The organism is Pseudomonas sp. PLB05 (genome assembly GCF_021106615.1).
Taxonomy (GTDB): Bacteria; Pseudomonadota; Gammaproteobacteria; order Pseudomonadales; family Pseudomonadaceae; genus Chryseomonas; species Chryseomonas benzopyrenica.
On record NZ_JAJOHO010000001.1, the window covers coordinates 1,317,194 to 1,340,460 of the forward strand.

The 23,267-nt window shown below is 68.5% G+C and carries 17 protein-coding genes; 4 read left to right on the plus strand and 13 right to left on the minus strand.

Annotated elements, in window-relative coordinates:
• Nucleotides 1-10: 10 nt before the first annotated feature.
• The 13 genes from LRS53_RS06110 to LRS53_RS06170 form a co-directional block, all read right to left on the minus strand.
• A complete protein-coding gene (locus tag LRS53_RS06110; protein ID WP_231355309.1) occupies nt 11-1,042 on the minus strand; it encodes a FecCD family ABC transporter permease in 1,032 nt (343 codons plus the stop codon).
• On the minus strand, nt 1,032-2,033 hold the full coding sequence (locus tag LRS53_RS06115) for a FecCD family ABC transporter permease (RefSeq protein WP_231355310.1): 1,002 nt from the start codon (nt 2,031-2,033) through the stop codon (nt 1,032-1,034). Before LRS53_RS06115 ends, LRS53_RS06110 begins: the two co-directional genes overlap by 11 nt.
• Nucleotides 2,030-2,947, minus strand: coding sequence for an ABC transporter substrate-binding protein (locus LRS53_RS06120; protein ID WP_231355311.1), 918 nt, complete (start codon nt 2,945-2,947; stop codon nt 2,030-2,032). Before LRS53_RS06120 ends, LRS53_RS06115 begins: the two co-directional genes overlap by 4 nt.
• Nucleotides 2,937-4,787, minus strand: coding sequence for an IucA/IucC family protein (locus LRS53_RS06125; RefSeq protein ID WP_231355312.1), 1,851 nt, complete (start codon nt 4,785-4,787; stop codon nt 2,937-2,939). Before LRS53_RS06125 ends, LRS53_RS06120 begins: the two co-directional genes overlap by 11 nt.
• Nucleotides 4,784-5,560, minus strand: a complete 777-nt coding sequence (locus LRS53_RS06130) for an HpcH/HpaI aldolase family protein (protein ID WP_231355313.1) — start codon at nt 5,558-5,560, stop codon at nt 4,784-4,786. Before LRS53_RS06130 ends, LRS53_RS06125 begins: the two co-directional genes overlap by 4 nt.
• Entirely contained in the window at nt 5,554-7,395 is a 1,842-nt protein-coding gene (locus LRS53_RS06135) for an IucA/IucC family protein (protein ID WP_231355314.1), read from the minus strand. The genes LRS53_RS06130 and LRS53_RS06135 overlap by 7 nt, the downstream gene beginning before the upstream one ends.
• Nucleotides 7,392-8,798 carry a DHA2 family efflux MFS transporter permease subunit gene (locus tag LRS53_RS06140; RefSeq protein ID WP_231355315.1) on the minus strand — a complete coding sequence of 469 codons (1,407 nt, stop codon included), beginning with the start codon at nt 8,796-8,798 and terminating at the stop codon, nt 7,392-7,394. The genes LRS53_RS06135 and LRS53_RS06140 overlap by 4 nt, the downstream gene beginning before the upstream one ends.
• Nucleotides 8,795-10,003: a type III PLP-dependent enzyme gene (locus tag LRS53_RS06145; RefSeq protein ID WP_231355316.1), complete on the minus strand. Its 1,209-nt coding sequence runs from the start codon at nt 10,001-10,003 to the stop codon at nt 8,795-8,797. The genes LRS53_RS06140 and LRS53_RS06145 overlap by 4 nt, the downstream gene beginning before the upstream one ends.
• Nucleotides 9,996-11,768 (minus strand): IucA/IucC family protein, encoded by a 1,773-nt coding sequence (locus LRS53_RS06150; protein ID WP_231355317.1) that lies wholly within the window; start codon nt 11,766-11,768, stop codon nt 9,996-9,998. Before LRS53_RS06150 ends, LRS53_RS06145 begins: the two co-directional genes overlap by 8 nt.
• A gap of 70 nt (nt 11,769-11,838) precedes the next feature.
• Nucleotides 11,839-13,212, minus strand: coding sequence for a diaminobutyrate--2-oxoglutarate transaminase (locus tag LRS53_RS06155; protein WP_231355318.1), 1,374 nt, complete (start codon nt 13,210-13,212; stop codon nt 11,839-11,841).
• Between the two features lie 342 nt (nt 13,213-13,554).
• Nucleotides 13,555-15,951 (minus strand): TonB-dependent receptor, encoded by a 2,397-nt coding sequence (locus LRS53_RS06160; RefSeq protein WP_231355319.1) that lies wholly within the window; start codon nt 15,949-15,951, stop codon nt 13,555-13,557.
• Between the two features lie 71 nt (nt 15,952-16,022).
• Nucleotides 16,023-16,967, minus strand: coding sequence for a FecR domain-containing protein (locus LRS53_RS06165; protein ID WP_221433693.1), 945 nt, complete (start codon nt 16,965-16,967; stop codon nt 16,023-16,025).
• Nucleotides 16,964-17,476 carry a sigma-70 family RNA polymerase sigma factor gene (locus LRS53_RS06170; RefSeq protein WP_202401759.1) on the minus strand — a complete coding sequence of 171 codons (513 nt, stop codon included), beginning with the start codon at nt 17,474-17,476 and terminating at the stop codon, nt 16,964-16,966. The genes LRS53_RS06165 and LRS53_RS06170 overlap by 4 nt, the downstream gene beginning before the upstream one ends.
• Before the next feature lie 308 nt (nt 17,477-17,784).
• Here LRS53_RS06170 and LRS53_RS06175 point away from each other — a divergent pair, with 308 nt between their 5' ends.
• From LRS53_RS06175 to LRS53_RS06190, 4 genes are all read left to right on the plus strand, one after another.
• On the plus strand, nt 17,785-18,396 hold the full coding sequence (locus LRS53_RS06175) for a glutathione S-transferase family protein (protein WP_231355320.1): 612 nt from the start codon (nt 17,785-17,787) through the stop codon (nt 18,394-18,396).
• A 30-nt stretch (nt 18,397-18,426) separates the two neighbouring features.
• Entirely contained in the window at nt 18,427-20,454 is a 2,028-nt protein-coding gene (locus LRS53_RS06180) for a 2Fe-2S iron-sulfur cluster-binding protein (RefSeq protein WP_231355321.1), read from the plus strand.
• Nucleotides 20,455-20,530: 76 nt separating this feature from the next.
• A complete protein-coding gene (locus LRS53_RS06185; protein WP_231355412.1) occupies nt 20,531-21,433 on the plus strand; it encodes a LysR family transcriptional regulator in 903 nt (300 codons plus the stop codon).
• Nucleotides 21,434-21,574: 141 nt separating this feature from the next.
• Nucleotides 21,575-23,038 carry an NAD-dependent succinate-semialdehyde dehydrogenase gene (locus LRS53_RS06190; RefSeq protein WP_231355322.1) on the plus strand — a complete coding sequence of 488 codons (1,464 nt, stop codon included), beginning with the start codon at nt 21,575-21,577 and terminating at the stop codon, nt 23,036-23,038.
• Nucleotides 23,039-23,267 lie beyond the last annotated feature (229 nt).

Below are 23,267 nucleotides of genomic sequence, written 5' to 3' on the forward strand. Positions count from 1 at the left end.
GAAGCCTCCTTCAGGGGCGTTGCCGGATCAGCAGGTAGAGGAAAAAGGGGGCCCCCAGGGCGGCGACGAAGATGCCGGCCGGCAGATCCAGGGGCAGGAACAGGGTACGACCCAGGAGATCGGCGAGCATCACCAGCAGCGCCCCCACCAGGGCCGCCATCAGCGCCTGACCGGCGAAACCGCCCGGTACCAGGCGACGGGCGATATGGGGCGCGATGAGCCCGACGAAGGCGATGGCGCCGCCCGCAGCGATGGCCACCCCGGCCAGGGCCACGGCCAGTGCCAGCAGGGCCGCGCGCCGCCGCTGCAGGCGCACCCCGAGACCACGGGCCAGGTCGTCGTCGAGCTGTGCCAGCACGGCGTGCCGCGCCAGGGTCGCCAGCGGCAACAGCAGGGCCAGCCACCACAGCCCCAGGGCGCGCACCTCCGGCCAGCTGGCGCCATAGACGCTGCCGGTCAGCCAGACGTAGGCGGACAGCGTGGTGGTCAGCGGGCTGAACACCAGCAGGAAGGTGGTGGCCGCCGCGAGCATGGCCGACACCCCTACCCCCACCAGCACCAGGCGCAAGGGCGAGGCACCGTGATTCCAGGCCAGGCCATAGACCAGCAGCGCCGCCAGGCCCGCGCCGAGCATGGCGGCCAGCGGCAGGCCATTGGGCCCCAGACCTTCCGCCAGGAACGCCAGATAGAAGACCGCCCCAGCACTGGCGCCACTGGTGATACCCAGCAGGTCCGGTGACGCCAGGGGATTGCGCACCTGCCCCTGGAGCAACAGGCCGGATACCGCGAGGGCGCCACCCACCAGGGCCGCCAGCAGCGCTCGGGGCAGGCGCAGCTGGGTGACGATGAAGCCCAGCCCACCATGCGCGTCGTCGGCAAAGGCGGCCAGCACCTGGGTGGGTGTCAACCAGACCTTGCCCAAGCAGAGGCACAGCAGCAAGGCCGCCAGGGCCACCAACGCAGCGACGGTCAGCCGCCACAGGATGGCCGGCACCACACGCCGGGAGAAACGGCCGAGCCGCCAAACGACTTCAGCGGCCATGGCGACCTCCCTGGCGCGCCAGGTGGATGAAGAAGGGCCCGCCGAACAGGGCGGTCATGATGCCCACGGGCACCTCCTGGGGCAGGATCACCACGCGCGCCAGGCTGTCGGCCAGCACCAGCAGCAGGGCCCCGCCCAGGGCGCAGCCCGGAATCAACCAACGATGTTCATGGCGTGATCGCGCCAACAGCCCGCGGACCAGATGCGGCACCATCAGGCCGATGAAGCCGATGTTGCCGGCCAGGGCCACGGCGCTGCCGGCCAGGCAGATCACCAGCACCCCGGCCAGCAGGCGGATCAGCCCGATGGGCTGCCCCAGGCCGCGGGCCAGGTCGTCGCCGGCGACGAGTACGTCGAGCTGCCCGGCCAAGACCACGGCGGCGGCCAGGGCTAGCAGGCTGAACACCAGCAAGGGGGCGGCAGTGTCCAGGTTGCGCTCGCCTACCGAGCCGGCCAACCAGAACAGCACGCTATCCAGGCCCTCCTGGTTGATCACCAGCAGTGCCTGGCTGAAGGCGGTGAACAGCGCCGCCAGGGCGGCGCCGGCCAGCACGATGCGCAGCGGCGTGAGGCGCGCCTGGCCCTGGTTGCCCAATAACCACACCAGCGTGCCGGCCACCGCCGCGCCCAGCAACGCGCAAAGCACCCAGCTTTCCGTGCTGGAGAGCCCCAGCAGGGTGATGCCCAGCACCAGGGCGAAGGTAGCGCCGGCGTTGATGCCGAACAACCCCGGCGACGCCAGCGGATTGCGCGTCATGGCCTGCATGAGGGCACCGGCCACCGCCAGGTTGGCGCCCACCACCAGGGCGACCAGCAGGCGCGTCAACCGGGTGGTGTTGACCAGGGTGGCGTCCAGCGCCAGCGAGGAGTCCTGCACCAGGGCAGCCGCTACGCTACCGGGCGCGATCCAGCGGGCGCCGACCGAAAGGCTCAGCACGGCGGTCAGCGCCAAGGCCAGGGCGAGCAGCAGCAATCTGAACGGCGCGGTCATGCAGCCCCCTGGATGGCCAGGACGCGCTCGATGTCGTCCAGCAGCAGATTGGCCGCGAGAATGCCGCCGCCCAGGCTCCAGGCCACTCCATCGACCTGCCAGACCTGGCCGCGCCGGGGTGCGCTCAGGCGCTGCCAGAGCGGGTGCTCGATCAGGCTCGCGTAGTTGCGCTGCACTGCGGCCTGGTTGGCACGCAGGAAGACGAAAAAGACGTCGGCCTCCACCACCGGCAGGCTTTCCCGGGAGGTCAGCCTGATCGAGGGGCTGGCGTTGCCCTGGCTGGCTGCTGGCCAGGCGAAGCCCAGCTCGCTGAGTACCCGTCCGGCGAAGCTGTCGGGCAGGTAGCTGCGCAGGTGATCGGCGCGCACGTCCAGTACCGCCACCGTCGGCGGCCACTGGGCTCCGTAGTGCCGCTGCAGCGCGGCGCGCAGGTGATCGATGCGCGCCTGCCAGGCGTGCAGCAGCGCCGTGGCAGCTGCCTCACGCCCCGCGGCGGTGCCCAGGGCCAGCAGGGTCTGCTTGAATTCGAAGACCTCCTCCAGCATTACCACCGGGCACAGCTGCTGCAGCAAGGGCGCGATCCGACCATGGCGAAAGCGCGAGGCGACGATCAGCTCCGGCGCCAGCAGCGCCAGGTCCTCCAGGCTGGGTTGGGTTTCCAGGCCCAGCGAAGGCACCCCCGCCAGCGCTGGGCGTAGATAGCGATAGACCGGTTTCTCGCTCCAGGACTCGACCACGCCGCAGGGCCTGAGTCCCAGGGCCACGGCGCTGTCGGTGGAGCCCTGGAACAGGCTGGCCACCCGCCCGGGCTGCGCCTGGGCCACGCCCGGCTGCAGCGCCAGGCCGGTGGCAAGAACGCCGCCGAGCCCGAGCAGGCGGCGGCGGGTCATAGAGAGGGAAACACTAGGGGGCATGGCTCACCTGATGAAAGGGATTGACCACCCTGCCCTTGCCGAACGGCATGCTGCCGGGCCCACCGGCCCGCTCGATCATCGGGCGCAGCAGCCACTTCTGCGGCCAGTCCGGCGCCTCGAACAAGGTCTCCCGTAGCAGCGCCCGGGCCTCGGCATCGAAGTCCAGGGTCGCGATGCGCTCTTCCAGCACCTCGCGCAGCAGCGTCCAGGCGGCGGTCAACGGGATATCGTAGCAGCTCGCGAGGGTCTCGAAGATGGCCCTGAGGTTGACCTGGATGCCCAGGGTCTGGAACCAGAACAGCAGGTCGCGCGGGTGCTCGTGGTAGAGCGTCTGGGCATGGCCAGGCTTGATCCGGTATTGCGGGTCGGCCAGCCCCTGGCGCTCCAGCCAGGGCACATACAGGCGCAGGGAGTCGTGGTCGCGTAGCAGCAGGCCCTGGATGCGTCCGGCGCGCCAGACCAGCACCGCGTTCTGCCCATGCACCTCGCCGAGCAGGCCGAGGCGGAACAGGCGCAGATTGAGGTCGATGAAGCTGTGGCAGAGCTCACCCAGCAACAGCTGGACGTTGGCGGGCGTCGGCGCCAGCGACCGTGCGGTCAACCAGTCATCGAAGAAATGCCGGCGACTGCCCGGTAGCGGTGTGCCGAGCGCGGCCATGGGCAGCAGGCGGCAGTCCGGCTCGGCCAGCAGCGCCGCGGGATAGCCGCGCACCATGGCCGAGAGATGCCGCGGTGCCTCGTCGAACAGGGTCGCCGCTGGCGGCATGAAGGCCCACCAGCGGGACTCGTCGCACAGGTGCAGTCTCTCCGCGAGCACCGGGTCCAGGGCGCGCGCCTGGCGCAGCAGCGCCTCGCTGCGCGAGCCGTTGATCATCTTCACCGCCGGCAGGTAACGCGAAGCGCCCAGGGAATGCACCGCCATGGGCAACTTCAGCTGGGCCACGCCCGCGCCCTCCTCAATCAGCATGGATCTCAGCGATGAGGTCGCGTGGCAGCGTGCGCCGCCGAAGTCCAGCTGCTGGCAGACGCCGCTGGCGAAGGCCTCGTCCAGCCGACCGGGCAGGCCCTCGGCGAGTTGCCAGGGGTGTACCGGCAGCGCCAGGTGACTCTCTGCCAGGCCGCGCTGCTGCAATTCGGCCTGCAACTCGGCCAGCGCCACCGGGGTCAGCAAGTCGGCCGCCGGTCCCTGGGAATCGGCCGCCACGCCCTCGCCGCACAGCAGCTGATCGCGGCGCACCGCGACCCAGGCGAGGCGCACGGCTTGCCCGAATTCGGCCTGGTAGGCCTGGTAGTCGGCGTCGCTCAGCCCCAGCTTGGCCTTGGCCAGGGGGTGATAGGGGCGATCCCGCAGGGCGGCCCAGCGCTCCAGCTGCAGGAAGGCGGCCTGGCCGTCGCCCTGCAGCAGCGGACTCGGGACCAGGGGCCGTTCCAGCGACAACCGTGTCTGCCGCAGACTGGTGGCCAGGGTCTCGCGCAGCAGGGCGATGCCTCGCGCCTGCTCCGGGTCGGCGGCCGCCTGGGCGAACACCAGGGTGACGAAGGCATCGGGCGTGAGGGTGCTCCAGGCGTCGCCCTGGCGCGCCAGGATCGGCGTACCGGGCACCTTCACCCAGGCCTGGGTAATGCCCGGGCGCACCCGCGCGGCGATGAAACGCTGTTCGCGGGGATCGCAGCAGCACTCCCAGAGGCGCTCCTCCGGGGCCGCCGGCTGCAGCGCGGCGGGATGTTCCGCGGTCGCGGCCGCCAGGGTCACAGGCATGAGGGCGAAGACGTCTTCGGCCAGCAGGCAGTCGAACAGGTCCTGCAGGATCAGGTCGGTGGCGAGGGTATGGGCGTTCATGGGGATTCTCCGCAGGTATGGGCGGTCAGGCGGGCCTGCAGGGCCCGAAAGGCGATGCCGCGCTCGTCGCCGAGCACGAAGGTGGTGACGCCCCGGCCTCGCCAGAGCTCGAGGTCCTCCGGGCGCCGGGGGATGGCGCAGTAGGGCGTGCCCTGGCGCCTTGCGGCGGCCCAGGTCTGCCGCAAGGCCTCCTGCACCTCGGGATCGGCGATCTGCCAGGGGCGCCCGAGGGATTGCGACAGGTCCGCCGCGCCTTCGAGCAGCAGGTCCACTCCTGGGACCGCCGCGATCTCCGCCGCGCGGGCGACGCCGGCGGCACTCTCGATCATGGCGACCACCAGGATCTGGGCGTTGGCGCGAGTCACGTAGTCGGCCAGGCTGGCTTTGCCGAAGGAACCCGGCCGCCCGGCATTGAGGCTGCGCTCGCCTTCCGGGTGGTATTTGCAGGCGCGCACCGCGGCAGCCAGCACCGTCGGGTCTTCCACGCAGGGCAGCACGATCCCCTGGGCGCCAGCATCGAGCAGGCGCAGCAGGCGCTTGGGCTCGGCGTCCGGCACCCGCACCAGCGGCGTGAGGTCGTAGCCCTCGGCGGTGCGGATCATGTTCTCCAGGGTTTCCGGATTGATCAGCACGTGCTCCAGGTCGATGATCACGAAGTCGTAGCCGGCTTCGGCGATCAGATCGATGCTGGCGGGAGTGGGCAGCGAGGCGAACAGGCCGTGGCTGGGCGTGCCGGCCGCCAGGGCGGCCTTGAGGCGATTGACCCTCAGCATGCGACGGGCCGGTAAGGATGCAGCGGGTTGGCCACCGCCTTGAAACGCCGCTCGCCATCGCCCAGCAGACGCCGCTTGGTCAGCTCCTCCACCTCGAAGGTGGGGGCGAAGACGTCGAACAGCGCATAGCGCTCCCGGTGCTGGGGATGGGCGCGCTGGTAGTCGAGGATGACCGTGGCGGTCGCCTGCCAGAAGTCGCCTTCGTCCAACGCGAAATGTTGGCGCAGGAACACCGTCAGCTCGCCCAGGGCGATAAAGAAGAAGGCGTCGCAGGTGAAGTCCCGCACCGCGTCGACATCTTCGGTGAGGATGAAGGAGTTGCGGTTGATCCGCGCGTGGCTCGCCGGCAAGGGCTCCAGGGTCGGGCGCAGTTCCGGGCGCGCCAGGTGGCGCTCGGCATAGCGCACGCCGTCGTGGAAGTCCTTGAGGGCGATGCGCAGCGGCCAGCCGTCACGGTGGATCAGCACGATGTTCTGGCCATGGGACTCCATACCGATGCCTTCGGCGTGGAGCATGTGCATGAGCGGCGTCACCGTGACCCTGAGCAGTTGCCGCAGCCAGGCGTCGAGGCCATGGCGCTCCACCCAGGCGGCGACGAAGGGCCGCGGCGCGCCCTGGCCGTAGCGATTCTCCACCTGGGTCAGGCCGTTGAAGGGCACCGCCTGCTCATCCGCGCGCAGATAGGCATGGATGCTCTCGCGCCAGACGGCACCGAGGGTGCCATAGACCTGCCCCGCCCGGCTGACCGGCAGCGCGCGACTGTCGTAGGCGACGCCGGCGACCTCGCCGAGCACCACGAAGTCCAGGTCGCGGGCGGTGGCGTCGGTTTCGATCAGGCGCTGCAGCCAGTCGGTGATGAGCGGGCCGTTGAGCACGGTGTGGCGCGCCAGGATGCGGGTGCTGGAGGTATTGGTCAGGCACATCGCCAGCTTGACGTAGGGCCGCTGGGGCGCACTGCGATTGGCCAGGGTGCGGATGGACTGCTGGGCGGCGTACTGGTCCAGGGAGGTGCCCAAATAAAGCAGCTCGCCGCTGACCAGTTCGGGCTGGAACAGCGCGGCCAGGTGCTGCTCCCACTGCCAGGGATGCACAGGGATCAGCTGGTAATCGTCCAGCACCCGTCCCTGTTCGCGCCAGTCGGCGGCCAGGGCCGCCCAGCGCTCTTTGCCGAACTCCTCGGCGATGAAAGCCGGGAAGTCCAGCCGGCGGGAATGCCCTACCGAGGCCCGGTCACGCGCCAGGGCCAGCCAGACCAGCTGGATCGGCTCGCCGAACTCCGGTCCGTAGCGGCGATTCTCGGCCAGGGAGAAGCCGATGCGCGACTTGTAGCAGGGGTGATAGCCATGGGCGTCCATGAAGTGCCGCTCCAGCGCGTCCACGTCCAGTTCGTGGGCCGGGCGGGCGGGACGGTAGTCCTGGCGGCGCGACTGCAGGTCCTTGAGCAACGTCTGCTCCAGCTCCTGGACGAAGCGCGGCCACAGCGGCGCGTCGCTCTGCTCGTCGAGCAGTTCGGCCAGGGTCTCGTGCAGCGTCGGCGCACGGCTCCCCTGGGCGTCCTGGCGCACCAGGCGCTGGGGGTCCAGGCGGATCAGGCCGAAGCTGGCAGCGGCGGGCGCATAGCCCAGGTACTGCACCGGTTGGCCATCGGCGGCGCGACCGGCCAGGCGATACTGCGCCAGGCCATCCGCCACTGGCTGTACCTGGGCGCTGAGCACCTCTTCGTAGATCAGCGTCTGCAGCAGCTGCGCCACCACGCGCTGCTCGACCTGGCGATAGAGGGCGGCGTCGGCGGGCGACGGCCAGGGCTGGGCGGGGAGTGAAAGCTGAGCGGTCATGAGTACCTCCGAACGGAAACGGGTTGAGCGGCGGGAAAGCGCCAGGCCCAGGGCAGTGCCAGCAGGATGAACAGACCGGTGGCGATGAAGGCGTCCTGGATGGCGACACCGGTGGCGGCCTGGCGCGGACCCCAGCCGGCCGCGCCGCCCAGGCGCAGCTCCAGCCACAGGGAGGCGGCCACCACGGCCACCGAGGACACCAGCCGCCGGGCGATGTTGTTCATGGCCGCGCCCTGGGTGACCTGGGTATCCGGCAGGGTGTTGAGGCCGGCGGTGGTGGCCGGCATGTAGGACAGCCCCAAGCCGACGCCGCGCAGCATCATCAGCGCGCAGATCCAGGCGAGTCCGGCATGGCTGCCGACCACCCCCAGGGCCAGGGTGGCGAGGCCGCTGAAGGTCAGGCCGGTGGCGATCACCCCGCGGGGTCCGCGGCGGTCGAGCAGGCGGCCGCCGACCTGGCCGAACAGCGCCGCCGCCAGGGCGGTGCAGAGCAGCGCCAGACCGGTCCAGAGCGCGCTGTGGCCCAGCACCAGCTGGATTAGCAGCGGCAGCAGCACCAGGCACTCGAACATGCCCACCGCCTGGACCACGGCGATGATGACGCTGGCCCGGTAGCCGCGCAGGGCGAACAGTCGCAATGGCAGCAGCGGATGGCGGCGCCGCAGTTGCAGGCGGACGAAGGCCAGCAGGCACAGGACCCCGGCGGCCAGGGCCAGCAGGTTCAGGGGTTCAGCCAGGGCAGCCAGGTCGCGCAGCCGGCCGAGGGTCACCAGCAGCAGCCCCAGGCCACTGGCGATCAGCAGGTAGCCGGCCAGGTCGAAGGGCTTGTGTTCACGGGGGCCATCCCCGGGCAGCACCACCTGCCCCATGGCCAGGGCCAGTAGGCCCACCGGGACGTTGAGCAGGAACAGGGCGCGCCAGTCGAACACCTCCAGCAGCAGGCTGCCGCACAGCGGACCCAGCGCCGGCGCCAGCATCACCGCCCCACCCCACCAGCCGGTCATCCGGCCGCGTTCCTCCTTGGGATAGACGGAGAAGATGATGCCCAGCGCCAGGGGGATCATCAGGCCGCTGGCCACCCCCTGAATCACCCGCGCCGCCAGCACCCCGGCGATGGAGCTGGCCAGGGCGCCCAGTGTCGAACCGGCGATGAAGGCCAGCAGCCCGAGGCGATAGAGCCGCCGCCGGCCGATGCGCCCGGCCAGGAAGCCGGTCAGCGGCATGGTGATGCCCATGGCCACCATGAAGCCGGCGACGATCCAGCTGGCCAGTAGCGGCCCCAGGTCGAAGGCGGCGATGAAGGCCGGCAGCGCCGGATTGAGCGCCGTGTTGGCCAGGCTGACGGTGACCGTGCCCAGCAGCACGTTGACCGCCACCCAAACCCGCGGGATCGCCACGCTCACGTCGGGGCGCTCCCGTGCCCGTCGAGGAACAGCTGGCGCGGGCGCGGATGGCAGAGAAAATCCGCGTGGGAGATGTTGTAGCCATAGGCGCCGGCCAGGGGCAGCACCAGCAGGTCGCCCACCCGTACCTCCCCCAGGGGCTGGCCGCGGCTGAGGATGTCCTTGGGCGTGCAGAGCTGGCCCACCACCGTCCAAGCCTTGCCCCCCATCGTGGTCGCCCGCGCCTCGCGGGGCAGGTGCAGCACCGGGTGATCGTGCCCCTGGGCCACCGGCAGACGGAACTGGTGGGTACCGCCGCGGCAGACCAGGAAGTGCTGGCCGTGGCTGGTCTTGGTATCCAGCACCTCCATGGCGTAGTAGCCGCAGAAGGCCGCGAGGAAACGACCCGGCTCGAAGCGGATCAACGGGGGCTGCGCTTGGGCGGCCAGGCGGACGCGCAGGTAGGCGCACAGCCGCGCCCAGTCGAATCGCCGGCCCTCGCGGTAATCCACCCCGATGCCGCCACCGACGTTGAGCCGCACCAGGGTCTCCGGCCGCCGGGCCAGGCCACGCCAGTGCGGCCAGCGTTCCAGATAGAAGTCCAGCAGCTGCAGATGGCGCTCCACCGAGTGCTGGTGCGACAGGGCATGCACGTGGAAGCCCTGCAGCTGCAGGTGACTGGCCGCCTCCACCGCCGCCACCGCGGCGGGCAGGTCGGCCTCGTCGAAGCCGAAGGGCGTCGCCGTACCCGCCATGGCCAAGGTACTGGTCAGCCCGGCCGGCAATTGCGGATTGATGCGGATGTACACCGGCTGTCTCCGTCCCAGGGAACGGGCCAGCCGTTGCAGGCGCTGGATCTCGCCGAGGCTCTCCAAGTGGATGGCTTCGACCCCGGCGCTCAGGGCGGTGCGCAGGTCGGAATCCAGCTTGCCCGGCCCGGAGAAGACGAACGGCTTGTGCTGCGGGCAGGCGGCGAGGCGGTCGATCTCGCCGCCGGAAGAGATCTCGAAGCCGTGCACCAGCGGCGCCAGGGCCGCCAAGATCGGCGCCTCGCTGTTGGCCTTGATGGCGTAGTACAGCTCCACGCCTGGCGGCAAATCGGCCATCAGCGCGGCGACGTGCCGCCGCAGGGCATCGAGGTCGTAGACGAAGGCCACCAGCGGATCGCTGGACTGCGCCTGGGCCTCCACCAGGGCAGCGCGTACCGCGGCAGGAAGCTCACCCATGACGCACCTCCGCGCCCCAGGGGCAAGGCAACTGCACGTAACCCGCATGGCGATCGGCCTGGGCCGCGAGGCGTACCTTGAGATTGGTCTTGCAGGGAATGGGTTGGCCGGCGATCAGCGCATCCAGCTCGGGGGCGGCGCGTTGCAGGTCCCGGCGAATGGCGATCAGCTCGGCTTCCACCTGCCGCCACAGGCGCGGCGCCAGGTGCGGACGCTCCCAACTCAGCGCCAGCACCGCTTCGGCGAGGTTGTTGACGAACAGGCAGTAGGCGATGCGCCGCCAGCCCTGGTCGCGGCTGTACAGCAACGACTGGCGCACCCGGGGCTGGACGTGGGCGTCCAGCGCCTCGGCGCCCAGGCTGTCAGTCAGCTTGATGCCTTCGAAGTCGCGCAGCAGCAGGTGGATGGGCCGGCCGTTGTCATGCACCAGCACGCAATTCTGCAGGTGTGGCTCCAGCACCACGCCGTGCTCGAAGAACAGCCGCAGCACCGGCCCCAGCAGCAGCCGCTGATAGTCCTGGAACCAGGCGAGCCGGGCCTGATCGCTGGGCTCCTGGCCGCCGCAGCGGGTGAGGAAGTCCTGCAGCAGCGGCTGCAGGCGGGTGTCGCGGGCGAACAGGGTGCCGGCCAGCAGGCAGCAGTCGGCGCCATGCTCCAGGCAGAAGTTCTCGCGCAGGATGGCACCGGTCTGCTCGCGGAACCAGCGCTCGTCCTCGGCACTCGCCGCCGGCGGTGCCCAGCTCAGGGCCCCCGGCTCGCGCACCATGTCCAGGCCCGCCACCCGCCCCTGCAAGCGCTGCATGAGGCGGTCGACGATCAGGGTGCTTTCCAGTTCGTACCAGGCGTTCTTGCGTACGCAATTGGTGATACGCACATTGAGCGAGCCCTTGACGAAGAAGGCATGGCCTTCGCGGTACCAGGTGCGCATGGAGGCCGTGGGGCTGGCCAGCGCGCCGCTGGCGCCGAGGTCGCGGAGCTCGCCCTGGGCGAGCAGGGTCTGGACCCGTGGATCGCCCAGGAACAGCTGCGCCTGGACCGGGTGCAGCACGATGCGCACGCGCCCCGGGGCGGTCTGCGCCTGGTCCACGAAGCCCTGCAGCACCTGGGCGTCGCTGAGGCCGTTGCCCGCCACCCGCAGCCCGGCATGGGGCACCTCCAGCACGTGCATGGGGGTGCTGGTGTGCAGTTCCGGTGCATAGGCCTCGGCCGGCAAGGGCTCCGGCCAGCGCCGGGCCTTGGGCGCCGGGTGATTGGGATGGCCGAACCACAGGCCCTGCTCGCTGGCCAGATAGTCGCTGAGCGGAGCGGGATGGCGCGAGACCTGCACGTGGTCGACGATGGCCGCGGTCAGGCGCTGGCTTTGCAAGACCTGTTGCAGCAATTCGTTATTGTGGGCGCCGGCGAGTTCTTCGCAGGCCTCCAGCAGAAAATCGATGAAGGCAGGAAAGTCCGGGCAATACCAGGCCTGGTCACCCCGTCTTACATAGATATCGGATAGATAACGCTGGCTGCCGAGTTCATCCTGTCGATCGACGACCAGAAAGAACTGGCGGTCTCCAGGAAAGTTGATCAGCAAGGGGACGCCGCCGTCTTGCAACCAACTCAGATAATTGGCCGGCGCTATACCCCGGCGATCTTCCGGCCAATTATAAGTCAGGCACTTTTCCGGCAGCGCGAATTCCTTGATGAGGCAATTCATCAAGGCGTGGGAAGACGCCAGCTCACTGACGATGCGGGAAAGCAGAGTGGATTCGAAAGAGGTCATGGCAGTGTCCAAAAGGTGGCGCGTCCCTGCGGGCGATCCGGTGCGGTGGCACTCTGGTGGTGCCCTGCGCTCAGCCACGCGGCTCGGCCAGCGCCGCCACGAGGGCCGCCTCCAGGCGTTCGAGCAGCACCAGGCAGTGGCTTTCCTGCAGGATCAGCGGGGGCAGCAGCCGCACTACATTGCCGTCGCGGCCGCCGCGCTCCAGCAGCAGCCCCTGGGCGAAACAATGGCGCTGGATGGCCGCCGCCAGGGCGGGATCGGCTGGCAGGCTGCCGAGTGCATCCGCTTCGCCGCTCGGGTCGACGATCTCCAGGCCCAGCATCAGGCCCAGGCCACGGACATTGCCGAGGGCGGGAAAGCGCTCGCGCAGCCGCTCCAGATGCCGCTTGACCCAGCTGCCCAGTTGGGCGGCGTGGCTGACCAATCTCTCGCGCTCGATGACCTCCAGGGTGGCGAGCCCCGTGGCCATGGCCAACTGGTTGCCGCGGAAGGTGCCGGTATGGCCACCCGGCTCCCAGGCGTCGAACTCCCGCCGAATCGCCAGCAGGGCCAGCGGCAGGCCGCCGCCTACGGCCTTGGACAGCACCAGGATGTCGGGCTCGATGCCGGCATGCTGGCAGGCGAACAGCGCGCCAGTGCGGCCGAAACCGGTCTGGACCTCGTCGACGATGAGCAGAACGCCGTGTTCCCGGGTGACCCGGCGCAGGGTCCGCAACCATTCCAGCGGTGCCGGATTGACGCCGCCCTCCCCCTGCACCGCCTCGACGATCACCGCCGCCGGGCGGCAGACGCCACTTTCCACGTCGCCGAAGAAGCGCTCCAGGTAGCGCGCCAGGGCCGCGGCGCCCCGCTCACCGCCCAGTCCCAGCGGGCAGCGGTATTCATGGGGATAGGGCAGGAATTGCACCCCGGGCATCAACCCCGCTACGTCCTGCTTGGGCGCGAGATTGCCGGTCACGGCCAGGGCGCCATGGGTCATGCCGTGGTAGCCCCCGGAAAAGGCGACCACGTTGCTGCGTCCGGTGACCTTCTTGGCCAACTTCAATGCCGCTTCCACCGCATCGGCACCGGACGGACCGCAGAATTGCAGGCAGTAGTCCTCGGACTGACCCGGCAGCAGACCCAGCAGTCGCTCGCTGAAGGCGTCCTTGAGCGGCGTGGTGAGGTCCAGGCTGTGCATCGGCAAGCCGCTGGCGAGAAAAGCTGAGATGGCCTCGGTGACCGCCGGATGGTTGTGCCCCAGCGCCAGGGTGCCCGCCCCGGCCAGGCAATCCAGGTAAATCTTGCCTTCGACATCGGTTACCCAGACGCCAGCGGCCTTGGCGATGGCCAGCGGCAGCTTGCGCGGATAGCTGCGGACCTTGGATTCGAAGCGCGCCTGACGAGCGAGAAAGAAAGCGTTATCGGGTGTTGCTGTGTCACGACAGAGGGATGGTTGAAGCATGGCGTCAGACCTCGAGACGTTTATCTTCGGTAACGATAATCAGTTTCATTCTCATCCTTCAACCGCTATTCCCGTCAATACTCGAGTCTTTGAACTCGCCCAACTTTCACCAATTAGTGGGCGATAAGAAACGCGAACTCATTGTGGGTCCGTTATCGAAATAGCTCGGCAATTATCCTGATAGAAACTTTGCTTCAGTTATATCCGCATGACACTCCGATCAATGAGTAATAGGCCTTGACCGCGCAATGCGGCCTAGTTGTGCACCTAGTTGGTTATCCGCGTTATCCGCCGCCGCGCAGGACTGCAACGAGCCTTGCGCAACGGCGGGATTTTTCGCGTTCAGAACGCCAGGGTGGTGGAGAGGACGAAGGTCCGCGGCGTGGAGATCGTCAGGCCGGGTTCGCTGTCGTCGGAGGCGCCGGCGGAGGCCCAGTAGCGCTCGTTCATCACGTTCTCCACCGAGGCGCGCAGGGTCACGCGGGTGGTGTCGACCTTGAAGGCGTAACGCGCGCCCACGTCGAAGCGATGCCAGGCATCGATTTCCTTGCTGTTGGCCTGGTCCAGGTACTGGGAGCTGGTGTAGATCCCCCGTCCGGTCAGGGTCAGGCCGGGCACCGCCGGGATGTCCAGTTCGGCACCGAAGTTGGCATTGAGCTTGGGCGTGGCCGGGGCGCGATTGCCGTCGAAGGTGCCACCCACGGTGTCCCTGAGTTCGCTGTCGATGTACATCAGGCCGCCTAGGACGCGGAAGCCTGCCAGCGGTTCGCCGAACACGCTCAGCTCTGCCCCGTCGTTGACGCGCTTGCCGTTGGGGCCGAAGGTGCGGCTGGTGGCGTTGGTCTCGTAGGCCGGTTGCTTGATGCGGAAGGCGCTGGCGGTGACGGCGACCGCGCCGAAGTCGTACTTGGCACCCACCTCCGCCTGGCGGCTGATGAAGGGGGGGAAGATCTCGTCCTCGTTCAGCGCGGTGGACGGTGCGATCTTGCCCTGGCTCAGGCCTTCCATGTAGTTGGCATAGAGCGACAGGCGCTCGGTGGCCTTGAACAGCACCCCCGCCGAGGGCGAGACCTTTTCCTCGTCGTAGGCGGTGGTTTGCTTCACCCCATCGGACCAGTCGTCCACCTTGACCCGCTGCCAGCGGGCGCCGAGGGTGACCAGCAGGCGGTCGTCGAAGAAGCCCAGGGTGTCGGCCAAGGCCACGCCGCTGAACCGGTTCTCGGTGTAGCCCTTGGCATCGGCTCGGGTCTGCACGCCTGGCGCCGGCAGGTCGCGGGGGTTGTAGAGATTGCTCGTCCCGTTGGCGTAGCGCCCGCCGCCGTTCTCGAAGTCCATGTAGAAGTAGTCGGCGCTGACATTGAGCTCGTGGCTGACCGGTCCGGTTTGCAGCCACTTGCGGGCACCGACGTTGGCCGTGCGCACGTTCTCGTCGCGGGTGAAGTCCCGCGGCTGGACGGTGAAGTCGCCGGCGTCGTTGGTGATGGAGACGTTGTGGCGCAGGAACTCGTGATCGCTGCGGCGCGCGCCCACGGCGCCGTAGACCATCAGCGAATCGTCGACGTCGAATTCGCCACGCAGGGCGCCAAAGGTGTCCTTGGTCTGGGCGCGGGTCCAGCGCTGGGCATAGTTGTGGCGCACGTCGTCGGCATCGGGTACCCGGGCGTTGGCGCCTACCAGCACCCGCTCCTGGGGCGCGTCGGTATCACGCTCGGTATGGCCCAGGTCCAGCCCCAGGCGCAGGCGCTCGACGCGGTAGTCCAGACCGAGCACGCCCATCTGCCGGTCGACGTGCTGGTGATCCCAGGTGGTGTCGCCAGATTGCTTGACGCCGTTGAAGCGCATGCCGAAGCGGTTGTCCTCGCCGAAGCGACGGCCGATGTCCACGGCGCCGCCCACCTGACTGTCGGACGCGTAGCTGCCGGTGATCTCGGTAATGGGCTGGTCGGTGGCCCGCTTGGGCACCACGTTGATACCACCGCCGACGCTGCCGCGGGGCGAGATGCCATTGAGCAGCTGGCTCGGCCCCTTGAGGATATCGACCCGTTCGGCCATCTCCATGTCGATGGAATAGGTCGGCAGCACCCCATAGAGGCCGTTGTAGGCCACATCGCTGTTGAACAGGCTGAAACCGCGGATGGTGAACTGTTCGAAACGACCCCCCGACGGATTGGTGGAGCGCACCGAGGGATCGCTGGCGATCAGGTCGGTAAGGGTGCGGGCCTGGAGATTCTGGACGGTCTGGGCAGTGTAGGAGGTCTGGCTGAAGGGCGTGTCCATGAAGTCGCGATTGCCCAGCAGCCCCTGGGAACCTTGCCGCGCGACCTGACCACCGGCGTAGGGCGTGTCATCCGCCTGCAGACTGGTGGCGACGATAGAGGTACTGGCCAGCTCCTGGACCCCACTCTCCTGCGGCGCTGGCGCCAGGGTGAAGTCGCGCTCCCCCAGCGGTTGCAGTCGCAGGCCCGAGCCGGCCAGCAGGCGGCTGAAGCCCTCTTCCACACCATAGTCGCCGTTGAGGCCAGCGCTGTCGCGCTTGCCCACCAGCCCCGGATCCACCGCCAGATTGACGCCGGATTCCGCCGCAAAGCGAGTCAATGCCTGGGCGAGACTGCCCGCGGGAATCTCGTAATGCCGACGAGCCGCCTCCTGGGCCCACGCCGAACCGGCCCACCAAGGGGTACCGCTCAATGCCACCAACAGGCCCGTGCGCAGCAACGGACGCAATACCAACGCCACCATCGAATCCCCCTCCTTTTGGTTGTCCTATGCCGTTAATGACCGACGAGTACCGAAAAGGGGACAGGCTTTTTTCAGACGCTGACCGTGCGCGGCTGCAGGGTCACCCAGAAGCGGGTGCGCCAGTGCACCTCCAGCGGCAGCGTAGCGGCCAGGAGAGTCAGCACCCGGTCGGTGTCGGCAAGTTGAAAACTGCCGGTGACCCTGAGGTTGGCAACCGCGGGATCCCAACGCAGCAGGCCGAGACGATAGCGGCTGAATTCCTCCAGGAATTCGCCCAACGGCTGGTCCTGGGCGATCAGCACCCCTTGGCGCCAGCTCAGCAGGGTCGCGGAAAAGGGCTCGATAGCCCCGATTCCCAGGGCACTCAAGCGCAATTGCTGGCCCTTGCCCAATTCCAGCCCGAGCCCCTTCAGTGGTCGCACGCCCACGCTGCCGCTGACCACCCGTACGTCGCACCCCTCGTCATGCTGATGCACGCAGACCTCGGCCTGGCGCACCGTCAGGACGCCGAAACGGGTATCGAGGGTCATTGCTTCGGCGCTAGGCACCTGCAGCGAGAGCTCGCCCTGCACGAGGGTCAGGCGTCGCCGGGCTGGATCCAGGTCCACGGCGGTCGCGGTATTGAGTTGCAGCAGGCTGCCGTCGGCCAGGGTAAGGGTACGGCGTTCGCCGGTGGCGGTGCTGAGGTCGGCGGTCCAGGCGTCCAGAGGCAACGTCTGGGTCAGCCACCAGCCGGTCGGTACCACCACCGCCAGCCCCAGCAACTGGCGCATGGCGGTCCGCCGGCCACGGTCGGCCGGTTGCAGACTGGCCATGGCCAATCGCGAAGGCACCGCGGCGAAGCGTTGTTGCAGCGCCAAGGCCGCCTGCCAGGCACGCTCGTGCTCGGCATGGGCCTGGCGCCACTCCTGCAGCTGTTGATGTTCGCGCTCGCCCGCCGCGCCGGATTCCAGCAGCGCCAGCCAGCCCGCGGCCTCGCGGATCGCCGTCCGCCGCCGGTCTTGGCCGCTGCTCAGCACAGCTCCGCCAGCAGGCAATGCTCATAGGCCTGCGCCATGTATCTCTTGATGGTGCGCTCGGAGACGTGCAGGCGCTCGGCGATCTCGCGATAGGTGAGGTCTTCGAGCTGACTGAGCAGGAAGGCCTGGCGGACCTGGGCGGGCAGACCATCGAGCAGCTCATCGAGGGCCTGTAGAGTTTCCAGCAGTATCCAGCGTTGCTCGGGCGATGGCGCGCAGGCTTCGGGCAGCTCGGCCAGCGCCTCCAAGTACGCCTGCTCCAGGCTGCGTCGGCGCTGGAAATTGATCAGCAGGCGTTTGCCGATGGTCACCAGATAGGCCCGCGGCTCCTGCAGTTCGCCGAGCACCTCGGGATTGCGTACCAGCCGCAGAAAGGCTTCCTGGCTGAGATCGGCCGCATCCCACTCGCTACCCAGCCGCCGCCGCAACCAAGCCTGTAGCCAGCCGCTGTGGTCGCGATAGAGGCTATGAAGATGGCGCGAGGATGCGAGAGCCATGTCATTCATGACGGATGCTACCTGCTCGACGATGCTTAGATGATATTGATTCTACTTTACCACTTGAGGCACCGACCAGTCCCAGGCGCTCTAGACTGCCGCCTGATAGACGGATCAGGCCTGATTGGCGACTGCCGAAGGGCCTCACTGAGGTCCATGGTGGGAGCAGCCGCCCTCGCCTGCCCATAGCTCGATCATTCCATTTTGCGGAATGCTGAAGTGACCAGAAGGCCCATTCCCTCACGAACATTCTGATTCCAAGCTGGTAGCACCTGTCGGGACCACCCTTGGCCCCGATGCCTGCCAGGAGTCGGCTCATGCAGCTCTATCACACCCCGCTGTCCGGTCATGCCCATCGTGCTGTGCTCTTCGCCTCCTTGTTGGGATTAGAGGTCGAGCTGATCGACGTCGATATCCCGGGCGGCGCCAATCGCACGCCTGAATTTCTCGCCCTCAACCCCTTTGGTCAGGTACCGGTGCTGCGGGACGGCGAAACGGTGGTCGCCGATGCCAACGCCATCCTCGTCTACCTGGCGAAAAAGACGGGCCGCAGCGACTGGCTGCCTGAGGACCCGGCTGGTGCCGCCGCCGTACAGCGCTGGCTGTCAGTAGCAGCCGGCGAGCTGGCCTATGGCCCGGCGGCGGCGCGCTTGATCACGGTATTCGGCGCCCAGCTGGATGCCGACGAGGTCATCGCCCGCGCCCATTTCCTGCTCGAACGCCTGGAGGCCCACCTGGCCTCGCGAGACTGGCTGGCGGCCGCTTACCCGACCGTCGCCGATATCGCCCTCTATAGCTATTTGGCCGGGGCGCCGGAAGGCAATGTGGATCTGGCACCCTACGCGGCCGTGCGTGCCTTCCTGCAGCGGGTGGAAGCCTTGCCGGGCTTCGTGCCCTTCCCCCGGACCGCGGCAGGCCTCAGGACCTGATCGCGCGTCGCCTAGCTGGAGGTCACGGTCATGCACGAATCCCTACCCACCTGGCACGCCGGTGAAACCCTTATTCAGGAACGCCTGGGCGTCCGTGAGCGCATGGCGGCCCTGGGTCCGCGGGTGATCCGCTCGTTCATGCCTGACCAGCATCGGCAGTTCTTTGCGCAGTTGCCCTTTGTGATACTGGGCAGCGTCGATGCCGAGGGCGCGGCCTGGGCGACGATCCTGGAAGGCCAGCCCGGCTTTCTCGCCTCGCCCACGCCCACCACCCTGGACATCGCCGCCCATCTCTCAGCCGAGGATCCGGCAACCCCGGGCCTGGGCGACGGCGCCGCCGTGGGCCTGCTCGGCATCGAGTTGCATACGCGCCGCCGCAATCGCATGAACGGCACACTCAGCGTCACTGCCCAGGGTCTGCGCGTGACGGTCGACCAGAGCTTCGGCAATTGCCCGCGCTATATCCAGCTGCGCGATCTGAGCGTCGTCCACGCGCCAGGCCCGCCCCCGGTCGCATCGGTGGAGAACCTCGCTTGCCTGGACGCCGATGCTCGCGCGTTGATTGCCGGCGCCGATACCTTTTTCGTCGCTTCCTATGCCGACCAGCAAGGCCAGCGGCGGGTCGATGTCTCCCATCGCGGCGGCAAGCCGGGCTTCGTCCGGGTCGGCGCCGAGGACCTGCTGACCATTCCCGACTTCAACGGCAATCTGTTCTTCAACACCTTGGGCAATGTCGTCGCCAACGGCCGGGCCGGGCTGCTGTTCGTGGACTACGAACACGGGGATCTGCTGCAGCTGAGCGGCACCGCCGAGGTGCTGTTCGACTCGCCGGAGATCGCGGCTTTCGACGGGGCCGAGCGGCTCTGGGCCTTTCGCCCACGGCGGATCGTTCGCCGCCGCGCCGCCCTGGCGCTGCGCTGGAAGGCCCAAGCCGGAGGAGCGTCGGACAGCAGCCAGCTGACCGGCAGCTGGCTGGAAGTCGAGCGGCGCCTGGAGGCTGGGGCCCAGGGCCGCCACTGGCGCCCGCTACGCATCGCCCGGATCGTCCAGGAGGGCACCACCATCCGCTCCTTCCATCTCGAACCCGTGGACGCCGCCGGCTTGCCTCCCTATCAGGCCGGTCAGTTCCTGCCGATTCGAGTGACACCTCGGCCGGGCCAGCCCTACCTGGTGCGGACCTATACCCTGACCTCCCTCCCCGCGGACGGTCGCTACCGCATCAGCGTCAAGCGCGACGGTCTGGTCTCTCAGCTGCTCCACGACCAGTGGCGCGAAGGCGATTTGATCGAAGCGCGAATGCCCGCCGGCGACTTCACCCTGGCACCCGCTGACACTCGTCCCCTGGTGTTGCTGGCCGCCGGAATCGGCATCACCCCACTGCTGGCCATGTTGCGGCAGCTGGTCCATGAAGGTCGGCGAACCGTCACGCTGTTCTATGGCGCCCGCACCAGGGCGGAACGGGCCTTCGACAGGGAGCTCGCCGAGCTGCTGGCCCAGGCGCCGGAGTCGATACGGATGATCAGGGCGCTGAGCGATCCCTCCGACGCGCTTCCCGGGGTGGACTATGACGTCGCCGGACGCATCGAGATGGCGTTGCTGGAGCGCCAGCTGCCCTTTGGCGACTACGACTTCTACCTCTGTGGTCCGGCTGCCTTTACCCAGGGGCTCTATGACGGCCTGCGGGGTCATGGCATCGAGGATGATCGTATCCATGCCGAAGCCTTCGGGCCGGCTGGACCGATGCGCACCGTCACGGCGACGGCGGAAGTAACCCGCCCAGCGGTGTCCACCGAGACCATTCCGGTGCGCTTCACGGCGTCCGGCCGGGAGGCGCGGTGGACGCCTGCGGCCGGCAGCCTGCTGGAACTGGCCGAGGCCCAGGGGCTGGAGCCTGCGTTCAGTTGTCGCGAGGGGCACTGTGGCAGCTGCCGTACCCGCTTGCTCAAGGGCGCTGTTACCTATCTCAAGGAACCCGCCGCGGCGGTGGGCACCAATCAGGCGCTGCTCTGTTGCGCGCGGCCCGCGGCCGGGTCCGCGCCGCTGGAATTCGACCTCTAGGCTGATCAGCCTGGTCGAGTCGACTACCATGCACCTCTGGCCGGCTCGCTCCGGCGCCCTGAGGAAGACCCCGCAGATGGATCGTTGGCAGGCGATGCGCGTGTTCGTGAAGGTGGCCGAAACCGAGAGCTTCGCCCGCGCGGCCCGGGAACTGCACCTGAGCGCTCCAGCGGTGACGCGCCTGGTGGCCGGCCTGGAGGCGCTGGTCGGCGCCCGCTTGCTGGTGCGCACCACCCGCTCGGTGAAGCCCACCGAGGCCGGCGCCCGCTATCTGCAGGATTGCCGGCGCATCCTCAGCGAGATCGCCGAGGCGGAACTGGCCGCCGCCGGGCACCAGGTCGAGCCTTCGGGCACCCTGGCGATCACCGCACCGCTATTGTTTGGCCAGCTACACGTACTGCCGCTGGTGTTGGACTTTCTCGCGCTCTATCCGGAGATGCGCGTCCGTACCTTTTTCGTCGACCGGCAGGTGAATCTGTTGGACGAGGGCATGGATGTCGCCCTGCGCATTGGTCAGTTGCCGGATTCGGGGCTTACCGCCATCCAGGTCGGCCAGATGCGGCGGGTGGTCTGCGCGGCCCCGAGCTATCTGGAGGCGCGCGGTACTCCCGCCACTCCAGCCGCACTCAAGGAGCACCGCATCCTGGTTTGCCAGGGCGCCTCGGCCTCGCCGGAATGGCGCTTCGCCCGCGGACAGCGGGTGGTGGTGGATCCGCTGTTGCTGTGCAACATCAACGAAGCCGCCATCGCCGCCGCCAAGGCGGGGCACGGTCTGACCCGGGTGCTGCATTACCAGATCGCCCCGGCGCTGGCCGAAGGCAGCCTGAGGATCGTGCTGGCGGACCACGAGGAGGCGCCCCTGCCGGTGCACCTGGTCTATCCCCAGGGCCGCCAGGCGGCGGCTAAGGTCAGGGCCTTCGTCGAACTGGCCGTGGCGGCGTTGCGCGGTGATCCGCTGTTTGGCGAACCGTCCGACTGAGCGGGCCTATTGGCCACCGCACAAACTGCGGCCAGGACGCGCCGAACGCGTTCTGCCACTGCTCGTGCAGCGCCAATTCGGCATCCGCCGCCGCCACCGCTCCCTAGACTCAGGGCCTGACCTGCCTTTGGGAGCGCCACCATGCCGCTGCACCTCGATCTGCAAGACCCCCGTCTGTTCAAGGAATCCGCCTATGTCGACGGCCACTGGATAACCGCCGATAACGGTGCCACCTTTGCCGTGGAAAACCCTGCCACCGGCGAGACCATCGCCCAGGTAGCGGCCCTGGAGGCAGGGGAAACCGCCCGGGCCATCGCCGCGGCGGAAGCGGCCTGGCCAGCTTGGCGCGAGCGTCCGGCGGCCGAACGCGCGGCGCTGCTGGAGCGCTGGTACGCCCTGATGCTGGAACACCAGAACGACCTCGCCCTGCTGATGACCCTGGAACAGGGCAAGCCCCTGGGCGAGGCCCGTGGCGAGATCGCCTATGGCGCCAGCTTCGTCAAATGGTTCGCCGAAGAAGCCCGGCGCGCCTATGGCGATATCCTGCCCGCCCCGACGCGCGATCGCCGCGTGCTGGTGCTCAGGCAACCGGTGGGCGTCGCCGCCGCCATCACCCCGTGGAATTTCCCCAATGCCATGATCACCCGCAAGGCAGCGCCGGCGCTGGCGGCCGGCTGCCCGGTGGTGATCAAGCCCTCGGACCTCACCCCGCTCTCGGCCCTGGCGCTCGCCGAGCTGGCCGACCGCGCCGGCTTTCCGCCCGGCGTCTTCAATGTGCTCACCGGGATGCCCGCCGGCATCGGCGGCGAACTGACCGGCAATCCCGCGGTGCGCAAGCTGTCGTTCACCGGCTCCACCCGCATCGGCCAGCTGCTGTTGGCGCAGTGCGCGGCCACGGTGAAGCGCACCAGCATGGAGCTGGGCGGCAACGCCCCCTTCATCGTCTTCGACGACGCCGACCTGGACCTGGCCGTCGCCGGGGTGTTGCAGAGCAAATTCCGCAACGCCGGCCAGACCTGCGTCTGCGCCAACCGCATCCTGGTACAGGACGGCATCCACGATCGCTTCGCCGAGCGCCTGGCCGCCGAGGCCGCCAAGTTCAAAGTGGGCAACGGCCTGGACGCCGGGGTGACGCTGGGTCCGCTGATCAATCGCCAGGCGGTGGACAAGGTGGCCCGCCACGTCGACGACGCCCTGACCCAGGGCGCCAGGGCCCTGTTCGGCGGCCTGCCCAGCGGCCGTGACCAGTTCGTCGCCCCCACGGTGCTCACCGGCGCCACGGCGGACATGCTGCTGGCCAGCGAGGAGACCTTCGGCCCGGTGGCGCCGTTGTTTCGCTTCCGCGACGAGGCCGAGGCCCTGGCCCTGGCCAACGCCACGCCCTACGGCCTGGCCGCCTACTACTACACCCAGGACCTGCGCTGCGCCTGGCGGGTGGGCGAACAGCTGGATTTCGGCATGGTGGCGCTCAACACCGGCACCCTGTCGATGGAAGTCGCACCCTTCGGCGGCGTGAAGCAATCCGGCCTGGGCCGCGAAGGTTCGCACCTGGGGTTGGACGAGTATCTGGAGGTGAAGGCCTGGCACCTCGGCGGCCTCGCCTAGGCTTATCTGAAAACTGCCTGCGCTCGGCCATGCTGCGTTGAAAATCAGTTCGGAATGCTCATTTACCACTCGTAAACTCCGCTTCCTCACTGATTTTCGCCTTGCCTGACCTTCCCTCGGCAACTTTTCAGAAAAGCCTATGAACGCTTTTGGCGGCAGGCAACCGAAAATGCCGCCGCCCCCAAGCAAAACAGCCGATCGCGATGCCGGGGCCAGCAACTTCAGCGTT

Excerpts from the sequence above, each read along its gene's own strand:
- LRS53_RS06145 (WP_231355316.1), bottom strand. The coding sequence starts at position 10,003 with ATGGGTGAGCTTCCTGCCGCGGTACGCGCTGCCCTGGTGGAGGCCCAG.
- LRS53_RS06110 (WP_231355309.1), bottom strand. The coding sequence starts at position 1,042 with ATGGCCGCTGAAGTCGTTTGGCGGCTCGGCCGTTTCTCCCGGCGTGTG.
- LRS53_RS06130 (WP_231355313.1), bottom strand. The coding sequence starts at position 5,560 with ATGCTGAGGGTCAATCGCCTCAAGGCCGCCCTGGCGGCCGGCACGCCC.
- LRS53_RS06120 (WP_231355311.1), bottom strand. The coding sequence starts at position 2,947 with ATGCCCCCTAGTGTTTCCCTCTCTATGACCCGCCGCCGCCTGCTCGGG.
- LRS53_RS06155 (WP_231355318.1), bottom strand. The coding sequence starts at position 13,212 with ATGCTTCAACCATCCCTCTGTCGTGACACAGCAACACCCGATAACGCT.
- LRS53_RS06160 (WP_231355319.1), bottom strand. The coding sequence starts at position 15,951 with ATGGTGGCGTTGGTATTGCGTCCGTTGCTGCGCACGGGCCTGTTGGTG.
- LRS53_RS06135 (WP_231355314.1), bottom strand. The coding sequence starts at position 7,395 with ATGACCGCTCAGCTTTCACTCCCCGCCCAGCCCTGGCCGTCGCCCGCC.
- LRS53_RS06170 (WP_202401759.1), bottom strand. The coding sequence starts at position 17,476 with ATGAATGACATGGCTCTCGCATCCTCGCGCCATCTTCATAGCCTCTAT.
- LRS53_RS06185 (WP_231355412.1), top strand. The coding sequence starts at position 20,531 with ATGGATCGTTGGCAGGCGATGCGCGTGTTCGTGAAGGTGGCCGAAACC.
- LRS53_RS06125 (WP_231355312.1), bottom strand. The coding sequence starts at position 4,787 with ATGAACGCCCATACCCTCGCCACCGACCTGATCCTGCAGGACCTGTTC.
- LRS53_RS06180 (WP_231355321.1), top strand. The coding sequence starts at position 18,427 with ATGCACGAATCCCTACCCACCTGGCACGCCGGTGAAACCCTTATTCAG.
- LRS53_RS06150 (WP_231355317.1), bottom strand. The coding sequence starts at position 11,768 with ATGACCTCTTTCGAATCCACTCTGCTTTCCCGCATCGTCAGTGAGCTG.
- LRS53_RS06175 (WP_231355320.1), top strand. The coding sequence starts at position 17,785 with ATGCAGCTCTATCACACCCCGCTGTCCGGTCATGCCCATCGTGCTGTG.
- LRS53_RS06190 (WP_231355322.1), top strand. The coding sequence starts at position 21,575 with ATGCCGCTGCACCTCGATCTGCAAGACCCCCGTCTGTTCAAGGAATCC.
- LRS53_RS06115 (WP_231355310.1), bottom strand. The coding sequence starts at position 2,033 with ATGACCGCGCCGTTCAGATTGCTGCTGCTCGCCCTGGCCTTGGCGCTG.